Raw genomic sequence first — 22,099 nt, forward strand, 5'->3', positions numbered from 1 at the left:
CTGCTCATAAGAGCGCCTCTTTTTTACTTTTCACGTTTTTCTTTAATTGCTACTGTACATCTTGATATACATAGTAAATCATCATTTTCATCAATAATACGAACATCCCAAACCATTGTCGATTGTCCTCTATGTATCGGTGTTCCGATCGCTGTTACAATTCCATCTTTCTTTGAGCGAATGTGGTTTGCATTAATTTCTAATCCGAAACAAATACATTTTTCTTGATCAATTAAATTGTATGAACCAACACTTGCCACTGTTTCTGCTAATGCAACCGATGCACCGCCATGTAAAAATCCAAATGGCTGATGCGTACGCTCATCAACAGGCATCGTAGCAACCACCTTATCTTCTGTCATCTCTAACAACTCAATTCCAAGTGAATCCATTAAAGTTTTTGCCATATCGCTTCCTCCTTCTCTTGCTTTAATTAAATGTATAATTTTACCTATTTATTTTCAAACTACTTATAACACTTATATAAGGAGGCTTCACCTAAATGAAACAGAAATTTTGTATATTACTGCTTATGTTCTCCTTGCTGACTATTGTACCAAATTGTGCAATAACAGCCAAAGCATCTAACCTGACAATCGATGTTAAGACTGTAACGCAAAAAGGTAAGAAACCTTATATAGAATATCAAATAAATAGGCCTTCTTTTCACAACTTTTCTGACTCTACATTTCAAAATAAGCTCAATTTATACTACAAAAAATCCACTGACAAATTTAAAAACAAATTAGAAAAAGAAGCAAAAAAATACTATAAAGAGACAGAAGGATCTAGTACACCATTTCATCCGTACGTAGCAAATGTTGATTATAAAGTCTCTTTAAACAAACCACCTTTTCTTAGCCTATATGTGAATTACTATCAATATACTGGCGGAGCACACGGTCTTTATACGTGGAAGGCAAATACATTTGATTTAAAAGAAAAAAAGCTACTGCACTTAGACGATTTATTTCAACAAAAAGATAAATATAAAGATGTAATCCGTGCAGAGATTGTAAGACAAATTAAACAAAATGAAAGTATTTATTTTCCTGATGCAACTGAAAAGGTAATGAGTATGAAAAAGTTTCACTTCTTTTTAGAGCCAGACAATCTCGTCATTTATTTCCCTTTATATGAGATTGCTCCGTATTCAAGTGGAATTCCGCAATTTCGTATTCCATATACGTTGTTAAGAGACTATTTAAAGCCTTCTTATCAAAATATTTTGATTGACAACAAGTAAATATTTTAGCTACGATAATGTTAACCTAAAAACAACAGGAGGTTAACATTATGAGAAGATTACATGTTTTAGATTTAGCATTAGCTGCCATGTTCGTTGCTCTTATGGCCATCGGTGCAAATATTGTATCTTGGGCACCATTCCTTCAAGTAGCAGGTATCCCATTATCTATGCAACCATTTTTCGCAATTTTAGCAGGTCTTCTTCTTGGAAGTAGACTTGGTGCTTTATCCATGACTGTTTATATGCTCGTTGGCGTAGCCGGCGCACCAATCTTCGCTAACTTCAAGGCTGGATTTGGAGCACTTTTAGATCCTACTGGTGGTTTTATTATCGCATTTATTATCGTTGCTTACGTATCGGGGAAACTAGTAGAACAAAAAGAAAGACCAACATTCATTACATTTGCGATTGCCTCTTTCACAGGAATTATTTTAACTTATATAATCGGTACTACTTACATGTACGGGGCAGTCAATCTCTTTATGGGCGGTAATATGAGCTATAATGCTGCTTGGATGATTATGATGTGGTTTGCAGTAAAAGATATTGCATTTACAATTATCGGTGCTATTATCGCCCCTCGCATATACTATGCTGTGCGTCGTTCTGCTTATCAGCATTCTCATTCGACGATTTCATAATAAAAAAGAGTTATTGCAGCTTGCTGCAATAACTCTTTTTTTATATTAAGACTCTTGATTCACTTGTTCTTCTAAAATTTTCTTCATCATTACAACCATGTCATCACGTAATTCTGGGTGTTGCAGGGCCATTTCAATTGTCGTTTGAACAAATCCTAGCTTTTCACCTACGTCGTAGCGCTTTCCTTCGAAATCGTAAGCAAATACACGTTGAATTTCATTTAAGCTTTGGATTGCATCTGTTAATTGAATTTCACCACCAGCACCGACATGTTGCTGTTCTAAGAACATAAAGATTTCAGGCGTTAAAATGTAACGTCCCATAATTGCTAAGTTTGAAGGTGCTGTACCTTGTGCTGGTTTCTCAACGAAATTGCGAACTTGGTAACGACGACCTTCTTGTTCTAATGGATCGATAATTCCGTAACGGTGTGTTTCATTTTCTGGAACAGTTTGTACACCAATAACAGAAGAAAGTGTTTTTTCATACTCATCCATTAATTGACGTAAACATGGTTTCTCAGCTTGGACAATATCATCACCTAGTAACACTGCAAACGGCTCATCACCAATGAATTTACGCGCGCACCAAACAGCATGCCCTAGCCCCTTCGGCTCTTTTTGACGGATGTAATGAATATCTACCATTTTTGAAGAAGCTTGTACTTTTTCAAGTAACTCATATTTTTTCTTCTCTAATAAGTTTTGCTCTAGTTCAAATGCGTTATCGAAATGATCTTCGATAGAACGCTTTGTTTTACCAGTAACGATAATAATATCTTCGATGCCCGATTTCACTGCTTCTTCTACAATGTACTGGATCGTTGGTTTATCTACTATCGGTAACATTTCTTTCGGCATTGCTTTCGTTGCTGGTAAAAAACGTGTTCCTAATCCAGCTGCTGGGATTATCGCTTTTCTTACTTTTTTCATCACAAAATACCCTCTCTCCTGTCGGAATTAATAGCAATTATTTCCTACATAAAACAAAAGGGAGATTTCGCTCCCTTTTGTTCCTTACTACTTAAAATTACTTTGTATTATAAACGATTCATAATGTCTTCTTTAATAGTAAGTAACTTTTGTTCACTATTTTGTAAAGAACTATCTTGTACACCGAAGTAGAACTTAATCTTCGGTTCAGTTCCAGATGGACGTAGGCAGAACCATGAACCATCTTCTAATTGATATTTTAACACATTTGATTTCGGTAAGTGAATCTCTTCTTTATGTCCATCTTGTAAAGATGTAACGATACTTGCTTTATAGTCCTCCACTGCTACGACTGTTAAGCCCGCTACTTCTTTCGGAGGATTCTCACGGAACGTCGCCATCATCTCTTGGATTTGTTCCGCTCCATCTTTTCCTTTTAACGTTAACGATACAAGGTCTTCACGGAAGAAACCATACTTCTCAAATACTTCTAATAGACCATCATATAACGTTTTCCCTTGTGATTTGTAGTATGCAGCTACTTCACATGCAAATAGGACAGATTGTACTGCATCTTTATCACGGCAGAATGGACGGATTAAATAACCATAGCTTTCCTCATAACCGAATTGGAATTCGTATTGTCCGCTTTCTTCATACTGTCTAATTTTCTCACCGATAAATTTAAATCCAGTTAACGTATCAACTGTATCTAAACCGTATGCTTTTGCAATTGTACGGCCAATTTCAGACGTTACGATTGTTTTTAATACGACACCGTTCTCTGGAAGTGTTCCGTTTTCTTTCTTTTGAGATAGTAAGTAATCAAGCATTAAAGCACCTGTTTGGTTACCAGTTAATACTTGGAACTCACCATTATGATTACGAACTGCTACACCAAGGCGATCTGCGTCAGGATCAGTTGCGATTAATACATCTGCGCCTACCTTTTCACCGTCACGAATTGCATACTCAAACGCTGCGTGCTCTTCTGGGTTCGGTGATTTTACTGTAGAGAAGTTTGGATCTGGTAACTCTTGCTCTTTTACAACTGTTACATCTGTAAATCCAACTTCTTTTAAACCACGGCGTACAGAAATATTTGATGTTCCGTGTAATGGTGTAAAGACGATTTTTAAGTCTTTACCAACCCTTTGTACCATTTCTTTATTAATGATGACATTGTTCAATTCTGCAGCATATGCATCATCTACTTCTTGTCCAATAATATGTAATAAACCGTCAGCTTTTAATTGCTCTACATCAGCGACTTCAACTGTTAATTCATCTTCTACTGCATTTACGTAGCTAATTAACTCATCTGCCTCTTTTGGAGGTAACTGTCCACCATCTTCACCGTATACTTTATATCCGTTATATTCAGGCGGATTATGGCTTGCCGTAAGAACGATTCCACTTACTGTATGTAAATGACGAACTGCGAAAGAAAGCACTGGCGTTGGACGTAAGCTTTCAAACACATATGTTGTGATACCACGTGCACCAAGTGTAGCAGCGACTTCCATTGCGAACTCAGGTGATTTATGTCGAGAATCATAGGCTACAACAACACCTCGTTTTTTCGCTTCCTCACCTAACTTTTCAATAAAGCTTGCTAATCCTTTTGTTGCTTTACGAACTGTATATACGTTTAAGCGGTTCGTACCAGCACCAAGTTCACCACGCATACCACCTGTGCCAAACTCTAGATTTTTATAAAAGCTATCCTCGATTTTCTTCTCATCTTGCTTCATGTTTTCTAGCTGTTCTTTTAATTCTGCATCTAATTGCGCGTAAGAAAGCCAGCGATCAAATTCTTGTTTCCAATTCATTCTTCTCTCTCCTCTCGCTCGTCATACCTTTATTATATGAAAAAAACATGCTGTATCTCAATATTTTATAAAATCTAGCAGGATTTTACTAGGAATATTTGTATACACTATGGTTAAATACTCCACTAAAGGGAATGAGGATTATGCACGAATGGGGCTTGTCAGAAGAGCTCAAAATACAAACAAAGCAAATGATTGAAATTGCTGAAAAAGAACTATCGATTATGAGGAACGCAATCGATAAAGAAGACGAATGTATTTTATGCAAAATGGAAGATATTCATCATATGTTAGCAAATGTACAAACATTGGCAGCTACATACTATATTCAGGCATATTTATCACCTTATACGGAAAGTTCATCTTTTATTACGACAGCTATCCAACATTTAAGCGCTAGAAAACATGGTGCTCTTATCGTTGTGGAACGAAATGAGACGCTTGAAGCTTTCATTCAAACTGGAACGACATTAAACGCTCATTTAACTGCGCCATTACTCGAATCAATATTTTACCCAGGTAACCCTCTTCATGACGGTGCCGTTCTCGTAAAAAATAATCATATAGTCTCAGCTGCTAATATTCTTCCTTTAACGAAAAGTACAGAAGTTGATCCTGAGCTAGGAACACGTCACAGAGCTGCAATAGGCTTATCAGAAAAGAGTGATGCACTTATATTAGTTGTCTCTGAAGAAACGGGCCGTACTTCTTTTGCTTTAAATGGGATTTTGTATACGATTTCTTTATAAAGTGAAACTTTAATCAGCCCTCACCAATCGAGCGTTTACGGGCAACCCCACCTCACTTCTTTGCTTCCACTGAATTTTGAGGTGTGGGTCTTACAGCCCGACAAATAGCAGGATAAACAAACCTATAAAAAAGAAGACTGTTCCAAAATATTGGAACAGTCTTCACTTATACTCTTATTCTTCTCCGAAACGCTCCACAAGTGTTGCAAGTGTACGTACCATTGCACCAGTTGCTCCAGCTGGACCTAAGTCGTGCGCGCCTTTTGTTTCTGATGTTCCAGCGATATCTAAGTGTACCCACGGTGTATCTTCAGCGAATTCGCCTAGGAATGTACCTGCCATAACCGCATGTCCTTCACGGCCTGGTGAGTTATTTAAATCAGCAAACTTACTATTTCTCACACGTTCTTTATCACGATCAAAAATCGGTAGTTGCCAAATTGGCTCATCTGTTTCCATAGAAGCCTCTAGCACTTGCTCAAACAACTCTTCATTATTTGTCATTGCGCCTGTCGTATGGTTTCCAAGTGCAACAATTACACCGCCTGTTAATGTTGCAACATCAACAAGGTAGTTTGCACCAAGTTTTTTCGCATACGTAATACCATCAGCTAAAGCTAGACGACCTTCTGCATCCGTATTTAATACTTCAATTGTTTTTCCACTCATAGATGTGATTACATCGTCTGGCTTAAATGCCGTACCACTTACAACGTTATCAGTTGAAGGAATAACAGCGATCACATTTTGTTCTGGACGCAGTTCTCCGATAATTTCCATCGCACCTAATACAGCAGCTGCACCGCCCATATCACCTTTCATACCAACCATGCCTTCACGTGGTTTTAAAGAATAACCACCTGTATCGTATGTAATACCTTTTCCAACGAATCCAATGACATCTGTCCACTCTTCTTTTCCTTTATAAATAAGAGCAATCATTTTGGGTGGCTCTGTACTACCTTGGTTTACTGCAAGTAACGCACCCATACCAAGATCTTCCATCTCTTCTTTTTCAAGAACTTTATAGTCCATATCATACTTCTCCGCTAACTCAACAGCATACTCAGCAAGCTTTGTCGCTGTTAATACGTTTGGCGGCATATTTACAAGTGTACGAGCTGAATTTGTTGCACGTCCATGTACGTAGCCAACTGTTAATGCGGCTTCAATTTCTTGTGCATCTTCCGCTGTAATAGCCGTGAACTTCTCTAACTCTACACGATCCTTTTTATCTGATTTATACGTTTGTAATTCATATGTACCAAGGCCTTGTACCTCTGCTGCAATATGAGCGACATCAATCGCGTCTAATTTCTCTGTTACGAAAGAATCAAGTAAGATTGCTGCATCTTGTACTTTTGCTGCTTGTAGTGTTTTAAACGTTTTTCCAAGAGCCACACGTAACGTTTCTGTCGTATAAGACTCTTTCTTGCCTAAACCAACAAAGTAATAACGTTTCACATTTGTTTTTCCTAAGCTATGTACTTTCGAAATGGCCTTTTTCTTCGTAGATAATTCTTTCTCTTCTAGTAAAACTTGTAATTGTCCTTCAAACGCTTTGTCCAGTTCTTGTACAAAACTACTCATTTTCTCTTCTTCAAATAAAGCGACAATTACTGCTTCGTGACCTGCTAATTCTTTTTGTACTTGAAACATGTTCAGACCCCCTAAATTTCTCTACCACCATTATAACTTTATTTTCGATAAAATGCGACAATTCTAACTACAGTTATATGACGTGTAAAATCTCCTCTATTATGAAATAAGCCAAGAAAAAAAGTCTAGCGTAATTACGACTAGACTATCTTTGCTTTAAATATTGACCACGAAACACTTGCATCGTTTCGTCTTGATTTAACATCGTTAACTCTTCTTCTGTAAACTTACCTTTTCCTACTTTTACTACATACACATTTACTTTTTTCTTACCCCATTGGCTATAAACATCTTTCACCGTATCATAATATAAATCAAGACGGTTTCCTTTTATTGCTCCGCCCTTATCAGCTACTACACCATACCCGTAACCTGGCACGAAGAGAATCGTTCCAATCGGGAATACGCGTAAGTCCGCAGCAATTGTGGAATATAAATCCCTTTTCACTTTAACACCTGAATATGTAATACCATACTCTGGATGCCCTGGCCTCTTACCTGTTGACTCAATCCCCGATGTATAACCTGTTGCAGTCATTTCAATTGAACGATATTTAGACCAGTCGTTTGCCTGCTCTAAAGCATTTATCACTGCTTTACTCGGAGCAACATTTCTCTTAACTTCTGCTGCATGTACTTCTTTTGCACTCATTCCTTCATATGTCTTTACAATCTCTAATAAAGAAACTCCAGTGAAAGCCTTCCATGTTACGCATAATGCAAATGCAAGTAAACAAGTCATCATAATGCGAATACAATATCGTTTTAACATTTTTATATTCCACACTCCTTCATCGTTAATCATTCCCTATACGATGAAGGAATATGCAAAAAATAATCTCCAACTTAGTTGGAGATTAAAACATTTGATATCCGCTTTTCCGAAGTTTCTTGATTACGACTCCTGCTAAAGCAGCCCCTACTAATCCAGTAGATAGAATAAACACGTCTGCTTGTCCTAAGTGCGATACACTTGTCCCAAATGAAGAAAATGTTTCTTTCGGTTTTGAAAAATAATCCCACATACTCGCTTTATTAATAATAAGCATACAAACAATCGGATACACAATAACCATTACCCAAGTAGCTCGCAAAATCATATTGAGTAAAAATCCAATTCCAAAGAACAAAATAAAAAATAACATCATTGAAATAAGTAGTACCGGTATACTCACTCTTTCTCCCTCTCCTTCGCACGTGCCGTAAATACGTGATAGGCTGTATAACCAAATGGTTCTCCTGGATTTAATGTTTTGTCCACTTCAAGATGTAGTTCTGATCTTCCTTCTAACAAATATTTAATAAGTACAGACGTATTCGGATCGTCCGCAATCTTATCTGGATGTAAGAACGCCACTTCAGACAATTCTTTCTCCTGTACAATAATATTTTCTCCTTCAGGCTCCAAAAGGAAAATAATCATATTATCACTAATTTCATCACGAATAACACCCGATCGAACACCAATGATCCCCTTCACATGAGCGACAATGCCTGTCTCTTCTAACACTTCGCGTTTCACAGCTTCATCAACTGTCTCACCTTCATTTACAAAACCAGCCGGTAAAGACCATTTCCCTTTTAATCCACTGTATTTCTTCTTAACGAATAGCCACCTGCCATCTTTTGTAGCTACTAAGCCACTAACAGCTAACCATACTTTCCCGCGCTTCCCCATGATGCATCCTCCTCCATCCGAACGGACAGAATATTCTTTCTTTTCTATATATTATACTATACTTTTTAATTCGCTGTGAAATTTCCTTTTTTCAAAAAGTGAAAAAACCCATTTTGTCGATATACTGTTAACAAAAAAATATCAAGATGCACAAATGTAATTATGAAGAAAATAAAACATTGGATTCATCCATTTCATGATAAGGCAATGTTCAAATAAAACATTTCTCCCATCTTTCTATTGTTATATCGAAAACATGTATTATATGAAAAAAAAAGCAGAAACGGCGCTTAGCCGTTTCTGCTTTTTCTACTATATATTAAAAGAACTTTAATTTACCTTTTTTAAGAACTAATAAAGGTCCACCTAATAAGAATAAGTAGCGGTTATCGATTACTTTCTTCATGAAGGAAGCTTTCCAACCTGTTAACTTTTTACCCATAACAACGCCCATTGCATCGTCATGACCTAAAGAACATACAGATCCTTTATTATCGAATGCGAATTTTTTCATTTCGCCCTTGCCACGAACTAATACAGTTAAGTTGTGTGCAATATTGTAACCTTGTTGAATTGCAATTTGTGCTGTTGGTGGGTAAGGACGGTTAATTTCTTCGTTAATGATTAACGCTGCATCACCAACCATGAATACCTCTTCGTATCCTGGAGCGTGCATGTACTCATCAACTTTTACACGTCCGCGCATTGCTTCAAAGCCAGACTCTTCCACAATACCATTACCACGAACACCTGCAGCCCAAACTACTGTTTCAGACTTAATTAATTCAGTATCATCACCATTTGCAACAATAATACCTTCTTCAGTTGCTTCTTTAATTGCTGTACCGATGCGGAATTCTACGCCTTTTTTCTCAAGTTGTTTTACAGCATATTCTACTAATGCTGGATCGAAACCTGGAAGTGCTGTTGGAGCAGCTTCTACACAGATGATACGTGCTTTTTCACGTGGTACATTGTACTGTTTGCAAAGTTCAGGAACACGGTTTGCAAGCTCACCTACGTACTCGATACCAGTAAATCCAGCACCACCAACAACGATTGTTACTAACTCATCGCGCTTTTCATCTGCATATTTAGCGAAACTAGCTTCCATATGCTCACGAATTTCACGAGTTGCATTAATGTTAGCGATTGAGAATGCATGCTCTTTTAATCCTGTAATTCCGAATGTTTCTGATTCGAAACCAAGACCGATTACTAAGTAGTCATACTCTAACTCGCCGTCTTTTAAGATAATACGTTTTTCAGCAGCTTTAATTTCTACTACTGTGTCTTGTACAAAGTTCACTTTATTTGTATCAATAACGTCTTGAATATCTAGACAGATTTTTTCATCTTGTAATGTACCAGCTGCGCTCTCGTGTAACCAAGTCGCTTGGTAGTGATAGCTGTTGTTGTTTACTAACGTAATTTCAGCTTCATTTACAGATAATGCTTTTTGCAGACGAACAGTCGTAATCATCCCGCCATAACCTGCACCTAAAACTACGATTTTTGGAGTCTTCACCAAATCACAACCCTTTTCTTTATATAATAGTAATGAGAAATAATACCAAGTACTAAAAACTCTATTTGTCAAGAATGTGGAATTTATCACATTCTATATCATAACAAAACGCAGTCAAAAAATCGTACGAATTTTGTCATAGAAATTTAACATAATACTTCCCTATATTAGTCGGTTTTATTCCAGAATTCAAGCTTCTGGAGAATTATCAATATTTTAAAATAACATAGCGTTTTCAAGGGTTTTTCAGCCTTTTTTTCATGTATTTTCCTTTCTGTATATTTTATACAATACAAAAAGCATCTATGCGAAAACTTACACACAATTCAGTCGTTTTCAGAAGTATTATGAACTCAAATATGCTATCATTTATTTGAAAGTGTCATCATTTGCAGGATTTTCGTGTACATATGAACAATATATGAAATCAATATCAAAATTCCATCTATAGGGGGAATGAAAGTGGCAGAAAATCAAAAAGTTTACGACATAACAATTATTGGTGGTGGTCCAACAGGACTATTCACAGCATTTTATGGCGGGATGAGACAAGCAAGTGTAAAAATCATTGAAAGCTTACCTCAACTTGGAGGACAATTATCCGCACTCTACCCTGAAAAATACATTTATGATGTAGCTGGATTTCCAAAAGTGCGCGCACAAGAATTAGTTGATAACTTAAAAGAGCAAATGAAGAAATTTGATCCAACCATTTGCTTAGAAGAAGCTGTTGATACGCTTGAAAAACAAGCTGATGGTATATTTAAACTTGTTACGAATAAACAAACTCACTATTCTAAATCAGTCATTATTACTGCCGGCAATGGTGCTTTCCAACCACGCCGCTTAGAATTAGAAGGTACAGCAAAATACGAAAAGAAAAACTTACATTATTTCGTTGATGATATGAATAAATTTGCTGGCAAGCGCGTCGTAGTATTTGGCGGTGGCGACTCAGCAGTAGACTGGACGATGATGTTAGAACCGATTGCTGACAAAGTTACAATCGTTCATCGCCGTGATAAATTCCGCGCACATGAACATAGCGTCGAAAACTTAATGAATTCTCATGCAGAAGTAAGTACACCGTATGTTCCAGTTGAACTCATTGGTGATGACAAAATTGAACAAGTCGTTCTTCAGCACGTAAAAACTGAAGAAAAAGTTATCATCGATGTTGATGATGTAATTGTAAACTACGGCTTCGTTTCCTCTCTTGGCCCAATTAAAAACTGGGGCTTAGATATACAAAAAAATAGCATCCTTGTGAATTCAAAAATGGAAACAAATATTCCTGGCATTTACGCTGCTGGTGACATTTGTACATATGAAGGAAAAGTAAAACTTATCGCTTGTGGATTTGGCGAAGCACCGACAGCAGTAAACAATGCAAAAGCTTACTTCGATCCAAATGCAAAACTTCAACCAATGCATAGCTCAAGCATGTTTTAATATGTAAAAATAAAAGCTCCTTCCATACGCGGAAGGAGCTTTTATTTTATATACCACGAAAGCACACTGAATTCGATAAACTATCGAACTCAGTGTGCTTTTCGTCTACAAAAATTATTGTTTTCTTCTTCTACCTAATACGAATAATACTCCGCCAACTAAGAATGAAATTCCCGCACCAACTGACATCATCCATGGATGTGCTGCCCCTGTTTTCGGTAATTCTTTTTCTACTTTTACTTGCGGGTCTTTATTTAACTTTTCCAGTCTTACTTCCGGTTTCTTCAGATCTTTCGGATCTTCCGGTTTCACTTCTGGCTCCTTCGGCTCTTTCGGATCTTCCGGTTTCACTTCTGGCTCCTTCGGCTCTTTCGGATCTTCCGGTTTCACTTCTGGCTCCTTCGGCTCTTTCGGGTCTTCCGGTTTCACTTCTGGCTCCTTCGGCTCTTTCGGGTCTTCCGGTTTCACTTCTGGCTCTTTCGGTTCTTTCGGATCTTCCGGTTTCACTTCTGGCTCCTTCGGTTCTTTCGGGTCTTCCGGTTTCACTTCTGGTTCCTTCGGCTCTTTCGGATCTTCCGGTTTCACTTCTGGTTCTTTCGGTTCTTTCGGATCTTCCGGTTTCACTTCTGGCTCCTTCGGTTCTTTCGGATCCTCTGGTTTCACTTCTGGCTCCTTCGGTTCTTTCGGATCCTCCGGTTTCACTTCTGGCTCCTTCGGTTCTTTCGGATCCTCCGGTTTCACTTCTGGTTCTTTCGGATCTTCTGGTATCTTAAAATCTTCTTTTGTTTTCGGTAAAATTGTAACTGTAGGCTCAAGTGGTGGATTTATTCTATCGTCCACTGTCGCTCTATTTGTTATCCCTTTACTTGGTGCTGCTTTTACCTTCGCTTTAAAAATAATACTACGTTCTTTCGTATCTGTAATTTCTAGATACTTCGCTATTACTTTTCCAAACTCCATTTTTAACTCTACTGGATTTGGTTCAGCCCCTTCAAATCGAATACTATCTTGCACGTACTCTAAACCGGCTGGAATTTCATCTTCTACCTTTACCTCAGCTAATTTTCCGTTTTCTACCGTATTTTCAAAGCTAATTCGGTATTCGATTTCTTCTCCTAGCTTCGGTTCTTTATTACTTACTGTCTTCGTTGCTTTTACCTTACCATCTTTATATTCTGGCTTTATTGTCGCTGTCGGTTCCATAACTGGATGATTTGGATCATCTACGTGAATAATCGCTTTATTTGTTATTTCCTCTCCAACTTTTACTGATTCTTTTACCTTTACTTTAAAGATGATACTTCTTTCTTTCGTATCCGTAATTTCTGGATACTTTACTATTACTTTTCCATTCTCAACTTTAAGTTCTGTTGGTACAGGCTTATCACCTACAGCCTTCAGACTATCTTTCACATACTCTAAACCAGACGGAATTTCATCTTCAATCTTTACATCAACTAACTTCCCGCCATCTACTATGCCGTTAAAAGTAATTCGATATTCGATTTCTTCCCCTAGCTTTGGTTCATGATTACTTACTTCTTTCCTTGCCTCTAGTTTCCCATCTTTATATTGCGGTGTAATTGGTACAAGTGACTCAACCGGTGGATTTGTCGGATTATTATCATCCACAACCGCCTTGTTTATAATTTCTTTTCCTACTTGTACCGTTTCTTGTACTTTCGCTTTAAAGATGATACTTCTTTTTTTCGTATCCGTAATTTCTGGATACTTTGCTGTTACTTTTCCATTCTCTACTTTAAGTTCCACCGGATGTGGTTCCGGCCCATCAGACTTTATACTATCTTGTACGTATTCTAAACCGGCTGGAATTTCATCTTCTACCTTTACCTCAGTTAGTTTTCCGTTCTCTACCGTATTTTCAAAGCTAATTCGATATTCTACTTCTTCTCCTAACTTTGGTTCATGATTACTTACTGTTTTTTCTACTTGTAATGCACCATCTTTATATTGAGGCTGAATAGAGATATTCGGTTGCTCTGGTGGATTTATTGTATCTTCCACAATCGCCTTGTTCACAATCTCTTCGCCTACTTTAGCTTTTTCTTTCACTTTCACTTTAAAGACGATACTTCTTTCTTTCATATCCGTAATTTCTGGATATTCCGCAAGGACGATTCCGTTTTTCACTTTCACATACAACGGTTTCGGATTCTCTCCCTCGGCTCTTTCACTACCTTCTACAAACTCTAAGCCAGTTGGTAATTCATCCTTAATCTTCACCTTCGCTACTTTTCCATGCTCTACTACGTTACGGAAAGTAATTCGATACTCTACTTCTTCTCCTAATTTTGGAGCTGGATTATTTACTGTTTTCTCAGCTTTTAGTTTTCCGTCCTTATACTCCGGCGTAATAATCGCTTCTGGTTTTTGCGGAGGATTCTTCGGATTGTCATCATCCACAATTGCCGTATTCACGATTTTCTTACCGACTTTTGCTACTTCCGTTACTTTCACTTTAAAGCTAATACTACGCTCAGCTGTATCAGTAATATTTTCATACTTCGCTGTAATTTTCCCAGCTTCTTCTTTTAACTCTACTGGCGCTGGCTCATTACCTTCTGATTTTAAACTATCCTTCACATACTCTAAACCAGACGGAATTTCATCCTCAATTTTCACTTCTGCTAGTTTTCCGTTTTCTACCGTATTTTTAAAACTAATTCGGTACTCTACTTCTTCTCCTAGCTTTGGATCTTTTTTATTTACCTTTTTATCAGCTTTAATTTTACCGTCTTTATGCTGCGGTGTAATATCTACTTCCGGTCGCTCTGGTGGATTTTTTGTATCATCAACAATTGCTTTATTTACAATTACTTTGTCCACTTCAACAGAATCTTTCACCTTCACTTTAAAGATAATACTTCTTTCTTTCACGTCAGTGATATTTTCATACTTCGCACTAACCTTACCAGCTTCTTCTTTCAACTCTACTGGGGCTGGCTTATCACCTTCTGCTTTTAGACTATTTTTCACATACTCTAAACCAGACGGAATTTCATCCTCAATTTTTACCTCTGCCAGCTTTCCATCTTTCACCGTATTATTAAATGAAATTCGGTATTCGATTTCTTCCCCTAGCTTCGGTTTATGATTATTCACCTTTTTATGAGCAGCAATTTTACCGTCTTTATATTGCGGTGTAATTTTTGCTGTCGGATCAATTACTGGATGGTTCGGATCATCAACATGGATAATCGCTTTATTTGTAATGTCTTTACCTATTGCAACTGAATCTTTCACCTTCACTTTAAAGACGATACTTCTTTCTTTCGTATCCATAATCTCTGAATACTTTGCCATTACCTTACCATTTTCTACTTTCAACTCCACTGGTTTTGGCTCTTCACCTTCAGCCTTTTCGCTTCCTTCTACAAACTCTAATCCAGCTGGAATTTCATCCTCAATTTTTACCTCTGCTAGTTTTCCATCTTTCACCGTATTATTAAAAATAATTCGATATTCGATTTCCTCACCTAACTTCGGTTCATGATTACTTACTTCTTTTCTTGCCTCAATTTTCCCATCTTTATATTGTGGTGTAATCGGTACATAAGGCTCTTCTGGCAGATTCTTTGTATCATCTATAATTGCCTTATTTACGATTTCTTCTCCCACTTTTACGCTTTCTTTTACCTTCGCTTTAAAGACAATGCTTCTTTCCTCTGTATCTGTAATTTCTGGATACTTTGCCATTACCTTATTATTTTTCACCTGTAGCTCTACTGGATTCGGTTTAGAACCTTCTGCTGTGATGCTTCCTTCTACATACTCTAAACCATTTGGTAATGTATCCTTTATATTTACCTCTGCTAGTTTTCCGTTTTCTACCGTGTTTTTAAAACTAATCCGGTATTCTACTTCTTCTCCTAGTTTCGGTTTATGATTATTTGCTACTTTCTGCGCAACAATTTTACCATCTTTATATTGCGGAGTAATTTCCACATGAGGCTCTTCTGGCTTATTTTTTGTATCTACTACGATTGCTTTATTAACAATCTCCTTACCTATTTCTACCTCTTCTTTTACTTTCACTTTAAAGATAATACTTCTTTCTTTTGTATCGGTAATTTCTAGATACTTTGCCATTACCTTACCGTTTTCAAATTTCAATTCTACTGGACTAGGCTTAGATCCTTCTGCTTGTAAACTGTTCTCTACATACTCTAATCCAGCTGGAATTTCATCTTCTACTGTAACCTCTACTAGTTTTCCGTTTTCTACCGTGTTTTTAAAACTAATTCGGTATTCTACTTCTTCTCCTAATTTCGGTTTTTTATTGTTTACAAATTTCTCCGCTTTAAGCTTACCGTCTTTATATTCTGGCGTAATTGTTACTTCTGAAGTTGTTGGATCTTTTGTATCATCAACAACTACTTTATTGACAATGCCTTCACCAACCTTAAATTCTTCTTTTACTTTTGCTTTAAAGACGATACTTCTTTCTTCTAGATCCGTAATTTCTGGATATTTTGCGATTACTTTTCCATCTTTCACTTTCAGTTCTACCGGATTTGGCTTAGAACCTTCTGCTCGTAAACTATCTTTCACATACTCTAATCCATTTGGTAAATCGTCTTCTATTTTTAACTCTGCTAGCTTTCCGTTTTCTACCGTATTTTTAAAGCTAATTCGGTATTCCACTTCTTCTCCTAACTTCGGCGTTTCATTATTTACCGTTTTCTTCGCTTCCACTTTTCCGTCTTTATGCTGTGGAGTAATTTCTGCCGTCGGTGTTTCTGGCTCATTTTTCGTATCATCAATAATTGCTTTATTGACGATTTTTTTACCGACTTTCACTTCATCTTTTACTTTCACTTTAAAAGTGATACTTCTTTCTTCTGTATCCGTAATCTCTGGATACTTCGCCATTACCTTACCATTTTCAAATTTTAATTCTACTGGATCCGGCTTAGAACCTTCTGCTTTTACACTATTTTCTACATATTCTACACCTTCTGGTAAAGTATCTTCTATTTTCACCTCTGCTAGTTTTCCGTCTTCTACCGTGTTTTTCATACTAATTCGGTATTCTACTTCTTCTCCTAACTTCGGCGTTTCATTATTTACCGTCTTCTTCGCTTTCACTTTTCCGTCTTTATGTTGCGGAATAATTTCTGCTGTCGGTGTTTCTGGCGGATGTTTCGTATCGCTCACAATCGCTTCATTAACAATTGAATCGCTCACTTTACCTTTTACTTTCACTTTAAAGGTAATACTTCTCTCTTTTGTATCTGTAATCTCAGGATACTTTGCCATTACCTTACCGTTTTCAAATTTCAATTCCACTGGATCTGGCTTAGAACCTTCTGCTTTTACACTATCTTTCACATACTCTAATCCATTTGGTAAATCATCTTCTATTTTTACCTCTGTTAGCTTTCCATGTTCTACCGTATTTTTAAAGCTGATTCGGTATTCCACTTCTTCTCCTAACTTCGGCGTTTCATTATCTACCATCTTTTTCGCTTCAATTTTTCCATCTTTATACTGAGGAATAATTTCCGCAGTCGGATTAACTGGCTTATTTTGCGAATCATCAATAGTTGCTTTATTAATGATTTTTTTACCGACTGTTACTCCTTCTTTTACTTTCACTTTAAAAACGATACTTCTTTCTTCTGTATCCGTAATTTCTGGATATTTTGCCATTACCTTACCGTTTTCAAATTTCAGCTCTACTAAATCTGTTCCGGCACCTTCTGCTTTCAAACTATTTTCTACATACTCTAAACCTTCTGGTAGAGTATCCTCTATTATCACGTCTGTTAGCTTTCCGTACTTAACCGTATTTTTCATACTAATTCGGTATTCTACTTCTTCTCCTAACTTCGGTGTTTCATTATTTACGATTTTCTTCGCTTTAATTTTTCCATCTTTGTGTAATGGTGTGATTTTTGCTTCTGGTTCTTTCGGATGTTTCATATCATCAACAATTGCCTTATTAATGATTTCCTTACCTACTTCCGCTTCTTCCTTCACCTTTACCTTAAAGACAATACTTCTTTCTTTCATATCCGTAATATTTTCGTATTCAGCAATGACTTTTCCATCTTTCACACTTAACTTTAATGGAGCTGGTTTATCACCTTCAGCCTTTTCACTGCCTTTTACATACTCTAAACCGTTAGGAATTGTATCCTCTATCGTTACCTTTTCTAGTTTTCCGTTTTCTACCGTATTTTTAAAGCTAATTCGGTATTCTACTTCTTCTCCTAGTTTTGGTGATGGATTATCTACTGTCTTCTTCGAATCAATTATTCCATCCTTATATTGCGGAGTAATTCTTTCTTCCGGCTCAATCGGTGGATTTTTCGTATCATCAACAATTGCTTTATTGACAATCTCTTTATCTACTTTTGCTTCTTCCTTCACCTTTACTTTAAAGACGATACTTCTTTCTTTCATATCCATAATATCGATATACTTAGCTTTGACTATTCCATTTTCAACAGCTAATTCTACTGGTCCAGGTGCTTCTCCTTCGGCCTTGATACTATTTTCTACATATTCAAGACCTTTTGGAATTGTATCTTCCACTCGCACCTCTTCTAGTTTTCCGTTCTCAACCGTATTATGAAAACTAATGCGGTACTCGATTTCCTCGCCTAGCTTCGGTTTCTTATTATTAACTACCTTTGTAGCAGCAACTTCACCTTTTTTACTTTGCGGTGTAATAACAACCTTCGATTCAACAGGCTCATTTTTCGGATCTTTTGCAATTGCTTTATTTACGATTGCCTCCCCTACTTTTGCCGAATCTTTTACTTTCACTTTAAAAACAATACTTCTTTTTTCTGTATCCGTAATTTCTGGATACTTTGCCATTACTTTGCCGTCTTCCACTTTTAGTTCTACTGGCTCTGGTTTTATACCTTCAGCTTTCAAACTATCTTTCACGTATTCAACACCTTTAGGTAGTGTATCTTCTACTAGCACCTTTTCTAGTTTTCCGTTTTCTACCGTATTATAAAATGTAATTCGGTATTCCACTTCTTCTCCTAGTTTTGGTGTTTGATTCGTTACGCTTTTTTCAACATCCACTTTACCGTATTTATAATCCGGCGTAATCTTTTCTTCTGGATGCTCAGTTTGTCCATTTGGCTCACTCACAACCGCTTTATTAACAATTGTTTCTCCGGCTTTTGCCTCTTCTTTTACTTTCACTTTAAAGGCAATGCTTCGCTCTTTTGTATCCATAATCTCTGGATATTTGGCGATTACCTTACCATTTTCTACTTTTAACTCTACTGGATTTGGTTCAGCACCTTCAGCTCGCTCACTGCCTTGAACAAATTCTAAGTTAGCTGGAATTTCATCTTCTATTGTAACTGCATCTAGTTTTCCGTTTTCCACCGTATTTTTGAAGCTAATTTGATATTCAACTTCTTCTCCTAGCTTCGGCTTTTTATTTGTTGCTTTTTTCTTTGCAGCAATTTTACCAGCCTTATGCTGTGGTGTAATCTTCTCTTCTAAATCCTTTGGTGGATTTGTTTTATCACTAACGGTTGCTTTATTAACAATTTCTTCACCAATTTTTGCAGTTTCTTTTACTTTTGTTTTAAAGACGATACTTCTTTCTTCCATATCCATAATTTCTGGATACTTTGCAATTACTTTTCCATTTTCAAACTTCAGCTCTACTGGCTCTGGTTTTGCACCTTCTGCTTTCAAACTATCTTTCACGTATTCAAGATTGCTTGGTAATTCATCTTCAATGGTCAATACATCTAGACGTCCATCTTTTGTCTTATTTTTAAATGTAATACGATACTCTACCTCGTCACCTAGCTTCGGTGTTTTATTAGATGCTATTTTTTTAGCTTCTATTTCTCCAGGGATCTCTTTTGGAGTCGTAACCGTAATATCTGCATCATCTGCAGTTTCATAATTTACCTCGCTACTATCTTGTCCCTTTACAGCAACGATATTTTTTATTGTTGTATCTGATTGTACAGAAGCTTTCACTTTTACTTTGAATGTAATAATGGCACTTTCACCAGGCTTTAAAACACCGCCGTCTTTAGCATTAGCACCTTCACCAACACGGAAATCAATTTGATTATTTACAAACTCCGCTTCATCATCGCTTGCATTATCTGTTTTATTTCCTTTATTACTTCCAGAAATATATTGTATAGATTCCGGAACATACTCTAAACGATCATCTAATTTATCAAAACCTTTTACATTAGATACAGGTGCTTGGTTATTTTTCGTATCATTTTTCACTTCAATTTGATACGTAAACTCTTCACCAGCTTTAATTTCCTTAACTTCTTTACCAGCACTATCTAACGCCTTTTTATCAACTTGTAAGTTTGGAGCATTATGTTCTGTAACAAATGTAGCGTTATTTAATACGTAAATATCACCATAGCCACTATTTGCTCTAAAACGCATTTTTGCTTCTTTTAAATCATTTTTTACTTGATTCGGTCCTTCAAGATGATACGTATGAATGTCAGTACTGAATGAATTCGTCCAATCCGGATTATATCCTGGATATTTTTTCGTAACAAACTCGTTAGTACCGTCTACTTGTACTTCTGTCATAGACGAATCATTCGCATCATTATCTTTACCGTTAATATTTTTTATCTTTATATATCCAGCACCAAAATCATATTCTCCATAATCATATGCATATCCATCTTTCTCAGCTGGATCACCTTGCGATGAAAAATAACTAAATTTCGCCTTAAAAGCACCTTCTTTTGGTGTATTTATTTTATTAACACTAATATCTGTCCAGGCTGTACTTTTTTGAGAGACTAGCCCTTCCCAAATCTTCATGTCTTTTACTGTTTCTTTATAGTTTTCATAAACTAATATAAGATTCCAGTTGCCCCAGTAATAGCCGCCACCTGTTACATCTTTAATTTGTGGCACATTTGCAACTGTCAACGTTTGAGAAATCCCTTGCTGCGCAATTACATTTGTTACATCCGCATATGCAACATAACCAGCACCAGCACCTGAGTAATTAGAAATAAAAGGTAAGCTATCCGCTTTTCGTATGCTATCAGCAGTTACATCTGCATATTCTTTATTTCCCATTTTCATTTTGACTGGTTGCCTTACTTGATCCTCGGTAACCTTTCTATCAGCAATATTTCCTGGTAACCCCATTGCTGCTGTCCAGAATAAGTAAGCCTTTTTCACTTTACTTCCGGCAGGAATATTAGGAAATGCACCTGTTGACGAATTAAAAGTACTATCATCGTTATCAACGTCCACAGTCATTTTATTCGTTTTATAACCCATACTTTGTCTGTCATAATGATCAGTTGTCAAACCAAGCGTCACATTACCAGTCTGTACTAAATTACCAGGAGCAATTGTAGAATACAGTGGATCTCCAAACCCTTGTTTATCTCCTGTTTGGATTTGAACCTTCGAAGCATTCTCTGATGCAGCTTGTACTTTTGCATCGCTCTGCTTTACTGCTAAAGGTGATTGCTTTTTCTCTTTTTCTAGTTGCTTCTCAGCTTCAGGTTGTTTTATCTTCTCTATTTCTGTTTTTGGTGCAAGTTTATTTTTATCCTCTGCAGATACTTTTGCATCCACTTCTTTAGCTTTTGAATCAGTTGTTGATCCGATAGCTTTCTTACTACTGTCAGCCTCATCATCGGTATTAGCTTCTAACTTCTCTTCAGAAGGAAGCCCTTCAACATCTACAGACATGTTTCCTATTTGTAGTTGATCCTTTTGCACACTAATTTTTTGCTTATACTCTTTATTAAAATGTTGTGCACGACGAGCTTTTATTAACACAGTCATTTTTTCATGTGATTTTAAATCTTTAATTTTAAGATTAGAAGAAAGAACCTTTCCTCCCTTATCTTTTTCCTCTACATAGAAATCCGCTACCTTATTTTCAGGTAACTTCTCTCCGTTTACTTTCACAGATTGCGAAGAGAACGTAATTTCATTTTCATTATTTTGTTTAAGCACCAATTCTTGAATTGGTGTAGCTCCCGTATTTTCAATCGTATATTGAAATACGTGCTCCCTCTTCGCTACTTCTCCCTTATATATTTCAGCATTTACTTGCTCTGCCTTAATTTTCACATCATTTCCTTGTAACTCATCCCAGCTTTTTTTATTTATCTCTGTAGCAAAAGCACTGGGTGAAGGCAATATGATGGATAGGAGAAGTGTGATCATCGTTACGACATTAAAACACTTCAATACTTGCTTCATATTTTCTACCTTTCTCCTTTCTATATACTTGCTATCCGTCTACTTAATTTCAGTAACCCTTTCATTTAGTAGCCGGAGGCATAGCAATATATATCCACTCGCAACAATCCGCCCTACGAAAATGTATCGTTGAAATCCCAATTTCAACAAT

13 protein-coding genes are annotated in these 22,099 nt (G+C 36.7%); 4 read left to right on the forward strand and 9 right to left on the reverse strand.

Going from position 1 to position 22,099, the window contains the following annotated elements; all coding sequences use genetic code 11:
* Nucleotides 1-23: 23 nt before the first annotated feature.
* A complete protein-coding gene (locus H6481_RS13375; protein ID WP_001140612.1) occupies nt 24-407 on the reverse strand; it encodes a hotdog fold thioesterase in 384 nt (127 codons plus the stop codon).
* 95 nt (nt 408-502) lie between these two features.
* Between H6481_RS13375 and H6481_RS13380 the strand changes: the two genes are divergently transcribed.
* Nucleotides 503-1,246 (forward strand): DUF3298 and DUF4163 domain-containing protein, encoded by a 744-nt coding sequence (locus tag H6481_RS13380; RefSeq protein WP_000810334.1) that lies wholly within the window; start codon nt 503-505, stop codon nt 1,244-1,246.
* A gap of 50 nt (nt 1,247-1,296) precedes the next feature.
* Entirely contained in the window at nt 1,297-1,890 is a 594-nt protein-coding gene (locus H6481_RS13385) for a biotin transporter BioY (RefSeq protein WP_098852473.1), read from the forward strand.
* 45 nt (nt 1,891-1,935) lie between these two features.
* Here H6481_RS13385 and galU read toward each other — a convergent pair whose 3' ends face one another.
* Nucleotides 1,936-2,823: a UTP--glucose-1-phosphate uridylyltransferase GalU gene (gene galU / locus H6481_RS13390; protein ID WP_071714559.1), complete on the reverse strand. Its 888-nt coding sequence runs from the start codon at nt 2,821-2,823 to the stop codon at nt 1,936-1,938.
* Nucleotides 2,824-2,930: 107 nt separating this feature from the next.
* The gene (locus tag H6481_RS13395; protein WP_098852472.1) at nt 2,931-4,655 is read right to left on the reverse strand and encodes a phospho-sugar mutase; all 1,725 of its coding nucleotides are present in this window, start codon (nt 4,653-4,655) and stop codon (nt 2,931-2,933) included.
* A 143-nt stretch (nt 4,656-4,798) separates the two neighbouring features.
* On the opposite strand from H6481_RS13395, the gene cdaS reads away from it, so the two are divergent.
* The gene (gene cdaS, locus H6481_RS13400; RefSeq protein WP_000545250.1) at nt 4,799-5,404 is read left to right on the forward strand and encodes a sporulation-specific diadenylate cyclase CdaS; all 606 of its coding nucleotides are present in this window, start codon (nt 4,799-4,801) and stop codon (nt 5,402-5,404) included.
* Nucleotides 5,405-5,578: 174 nt separating this feature from the next.
* Here cdaS and pepA read toward each other — a convergent pair whose 3' ends face one another.
* The 5 genes from pepA to H6481_RS13425 all read right to left on the reverse strand — a co-directional run bounded on the left by pepA (nt 5,579) and on the right by H6481_RS13425 (nt 10,269).
* The gene (pepA, locus tag H6481_RS13405; RefSeq protein ID WP_000487953.1) at nt 5,579-7,063 is read right to left on the reverse strand and encodes a cytosol aminopeptidase; all 1,485 of its coding nucleotides are present in this window, start codon (nt 7,061-7,063) and stop codon (nt 5,579-5,581) included.
* Nucleotides 7,064-7,208: 145 nt separating this feature from the next.
* The gene (locus tag H6481_RS13410; protein ID WP_142340464.1) at nt 7,209-7,835 is read right to left on the reverse strand and encodes a 3D domain-containing protein; all 627 of its coding nucleotides are present in this window, start codon (nt 7,833-7,835) and stop codon (nt 7,209-7,211) included.
* Between the two features lie 85 nt (nt 7,836-7,920).
* Nucleotides 7,921-8,238, reverse strand: coding sequence for a YuiB family protein (locus tag H6481_RS13415; protein WP_000027016.1), 318 nt, complete (start codon nt 8,236-8,238; stop codon nt 7,921-7,923).
* Nucleotides 8,235-8,741 carry an NUDIX domain-containing protein gene (locus H6481_RS13420; protein ID WP_000517993.1) on the reverse strand — a complete coding sequence of 169 codons (507 nt, stop codon included), beginning with the start codon at nt 8,739-8,741 and terminating at the stop codon, nt 8,235-8,237. The genes H6481_RS13415 and H6481_RS13420 overlap by 4 nt, the downstream gene beginning before the upstream one ends.
* 319 nt (nt 8,742-9,060) lie before the next feature.
* On the reverse strand, nt 9,061-10,269 hold the full coding sequence (locus H6481_RS13425; RefSeq protein ID WP_000856602.1) for an NAD(P)/FAD-dependent oxidoreductase: 1,209 nt from the start codon (nt 10,267-10,269) through the stop codon (nt 9,061-9,063).
* A gap of 462 nt (nt 10,270-10,731) precedes the next feature.
* Between H6481_RS13425 and H6481_RS13430 the strand changes: the two genes are divergently transcribed.
* The gene (locus H6481_RS13430; RefSeq protein ID WP_182812024.1) at nt 10,732-11,721 is read left to right on the forward strand and encodes an NAD(P)/FAD-dependent oxidoreductase; all 990 of its coding nucleotides are present in this window, start codon (nt 10,732-10,734) and stop codon (nt 11,719-11,721) included.
* A gap of 114 nt (nt 11,722-11,835) precedes the next feature.
* Here H6481_RS13430 and H6481_RS13435 read toward each other — a convergent pair whose 3' ends face one another.
* Nucleotides 11,836-21,948, reverse strand: a complete 10,113-nt coding sequence (locus H6481_RS13435; RefSeq protein WP_182812027.1) for an isopeptide-forming domain-containing fimbrial protein — start codon at nt 21,946-21,948, stop codon at nt 11,836-11,838.
* Between the last annotated feature and the right edge of the window lie 151 nt (nt 21,949-22,099).

This window comes from Bacillus sp. ME78, assembly GCF_903970865.1.
GTDB classification, from domain to species: Bacteria; Bacillota; Bacilli; order Bacillales; family Bacillaceae_G; genus Bacillus_A; species Bacillus_A cereus.

Excerpts from the sequence above, each read along its gene's own strand:
- H6481_RS13375 (WP_001140612.1), bottom strand. The coding sequence starts at position 407 with ATGGCAAAAACTTTAATGGATTCACTTGGAATTGAGTTGTTAGAGATG.
- H6481_RS13380 (WP_000810334.1), top strand. The coding sequence starts at position 503 with ATGAAACAGAAATTTTGTATATTACTGCTTATGTTCTCCTTGCTGACT.
- H6481_RS13385 (WP_098852473.1), top strand. The coding sequence starts at position 1,297 with ATGAGAAGATTACATGTTTTAGATTTAGCATTAGCTGCCATGTTCGTT.
- galU (WP_071714559.1), bottom strand. The coding sequence starts at position 2,823 with ATGAAAAAAGTAAGAAAAGCGATAATCCCAGCAGCTGGATTAGGAACA.
- H6481_RS13395 (WP_098852472.1), bottom strand. The coding sequence starts at position 4,655 with ATGAATTGGAAACAAGAATTTGATCGCTGGCTTTCTTACGCGCAATTA.
- cdaS (WP_000545250.1), top strand. The coding sequence starts at position 4,799 with ATGCACGAATGGGGCTTGTCAGAAGAGCTCAAAATACAAACAAAGCAA.
- pepA (WP_000487953.1), bottom strand. The coding sequence starts at position 7,063 with ATGTTTCAAGTACAAAAAGAATTAGCAGGTCACGAAGCAGTAATTGTC.
- H6481_RS13410 (WP_142340464.1), bottom strand. The coding sequence starts at position 7,835 with ATGTTAAAACGATATTGTATTCGCATTATGATGACTTGTTTACTTGCA.
- H6481_RS13420 (WP_000517993.1), bottom strand. The coding sequence starts at position 8,741 with ATGGGGAAGCGCGGGAAAGTATGGTTAGCTGTTAGTGGCTTAGTAGCT.
- H6481_RS13435 (WP_182812027.1), bottom strand. The coding sequence starts at position 21,948 with ATGAAGCAAGTATTGAAGTGTTTTAATGTCGTAACGATGATCACACTT.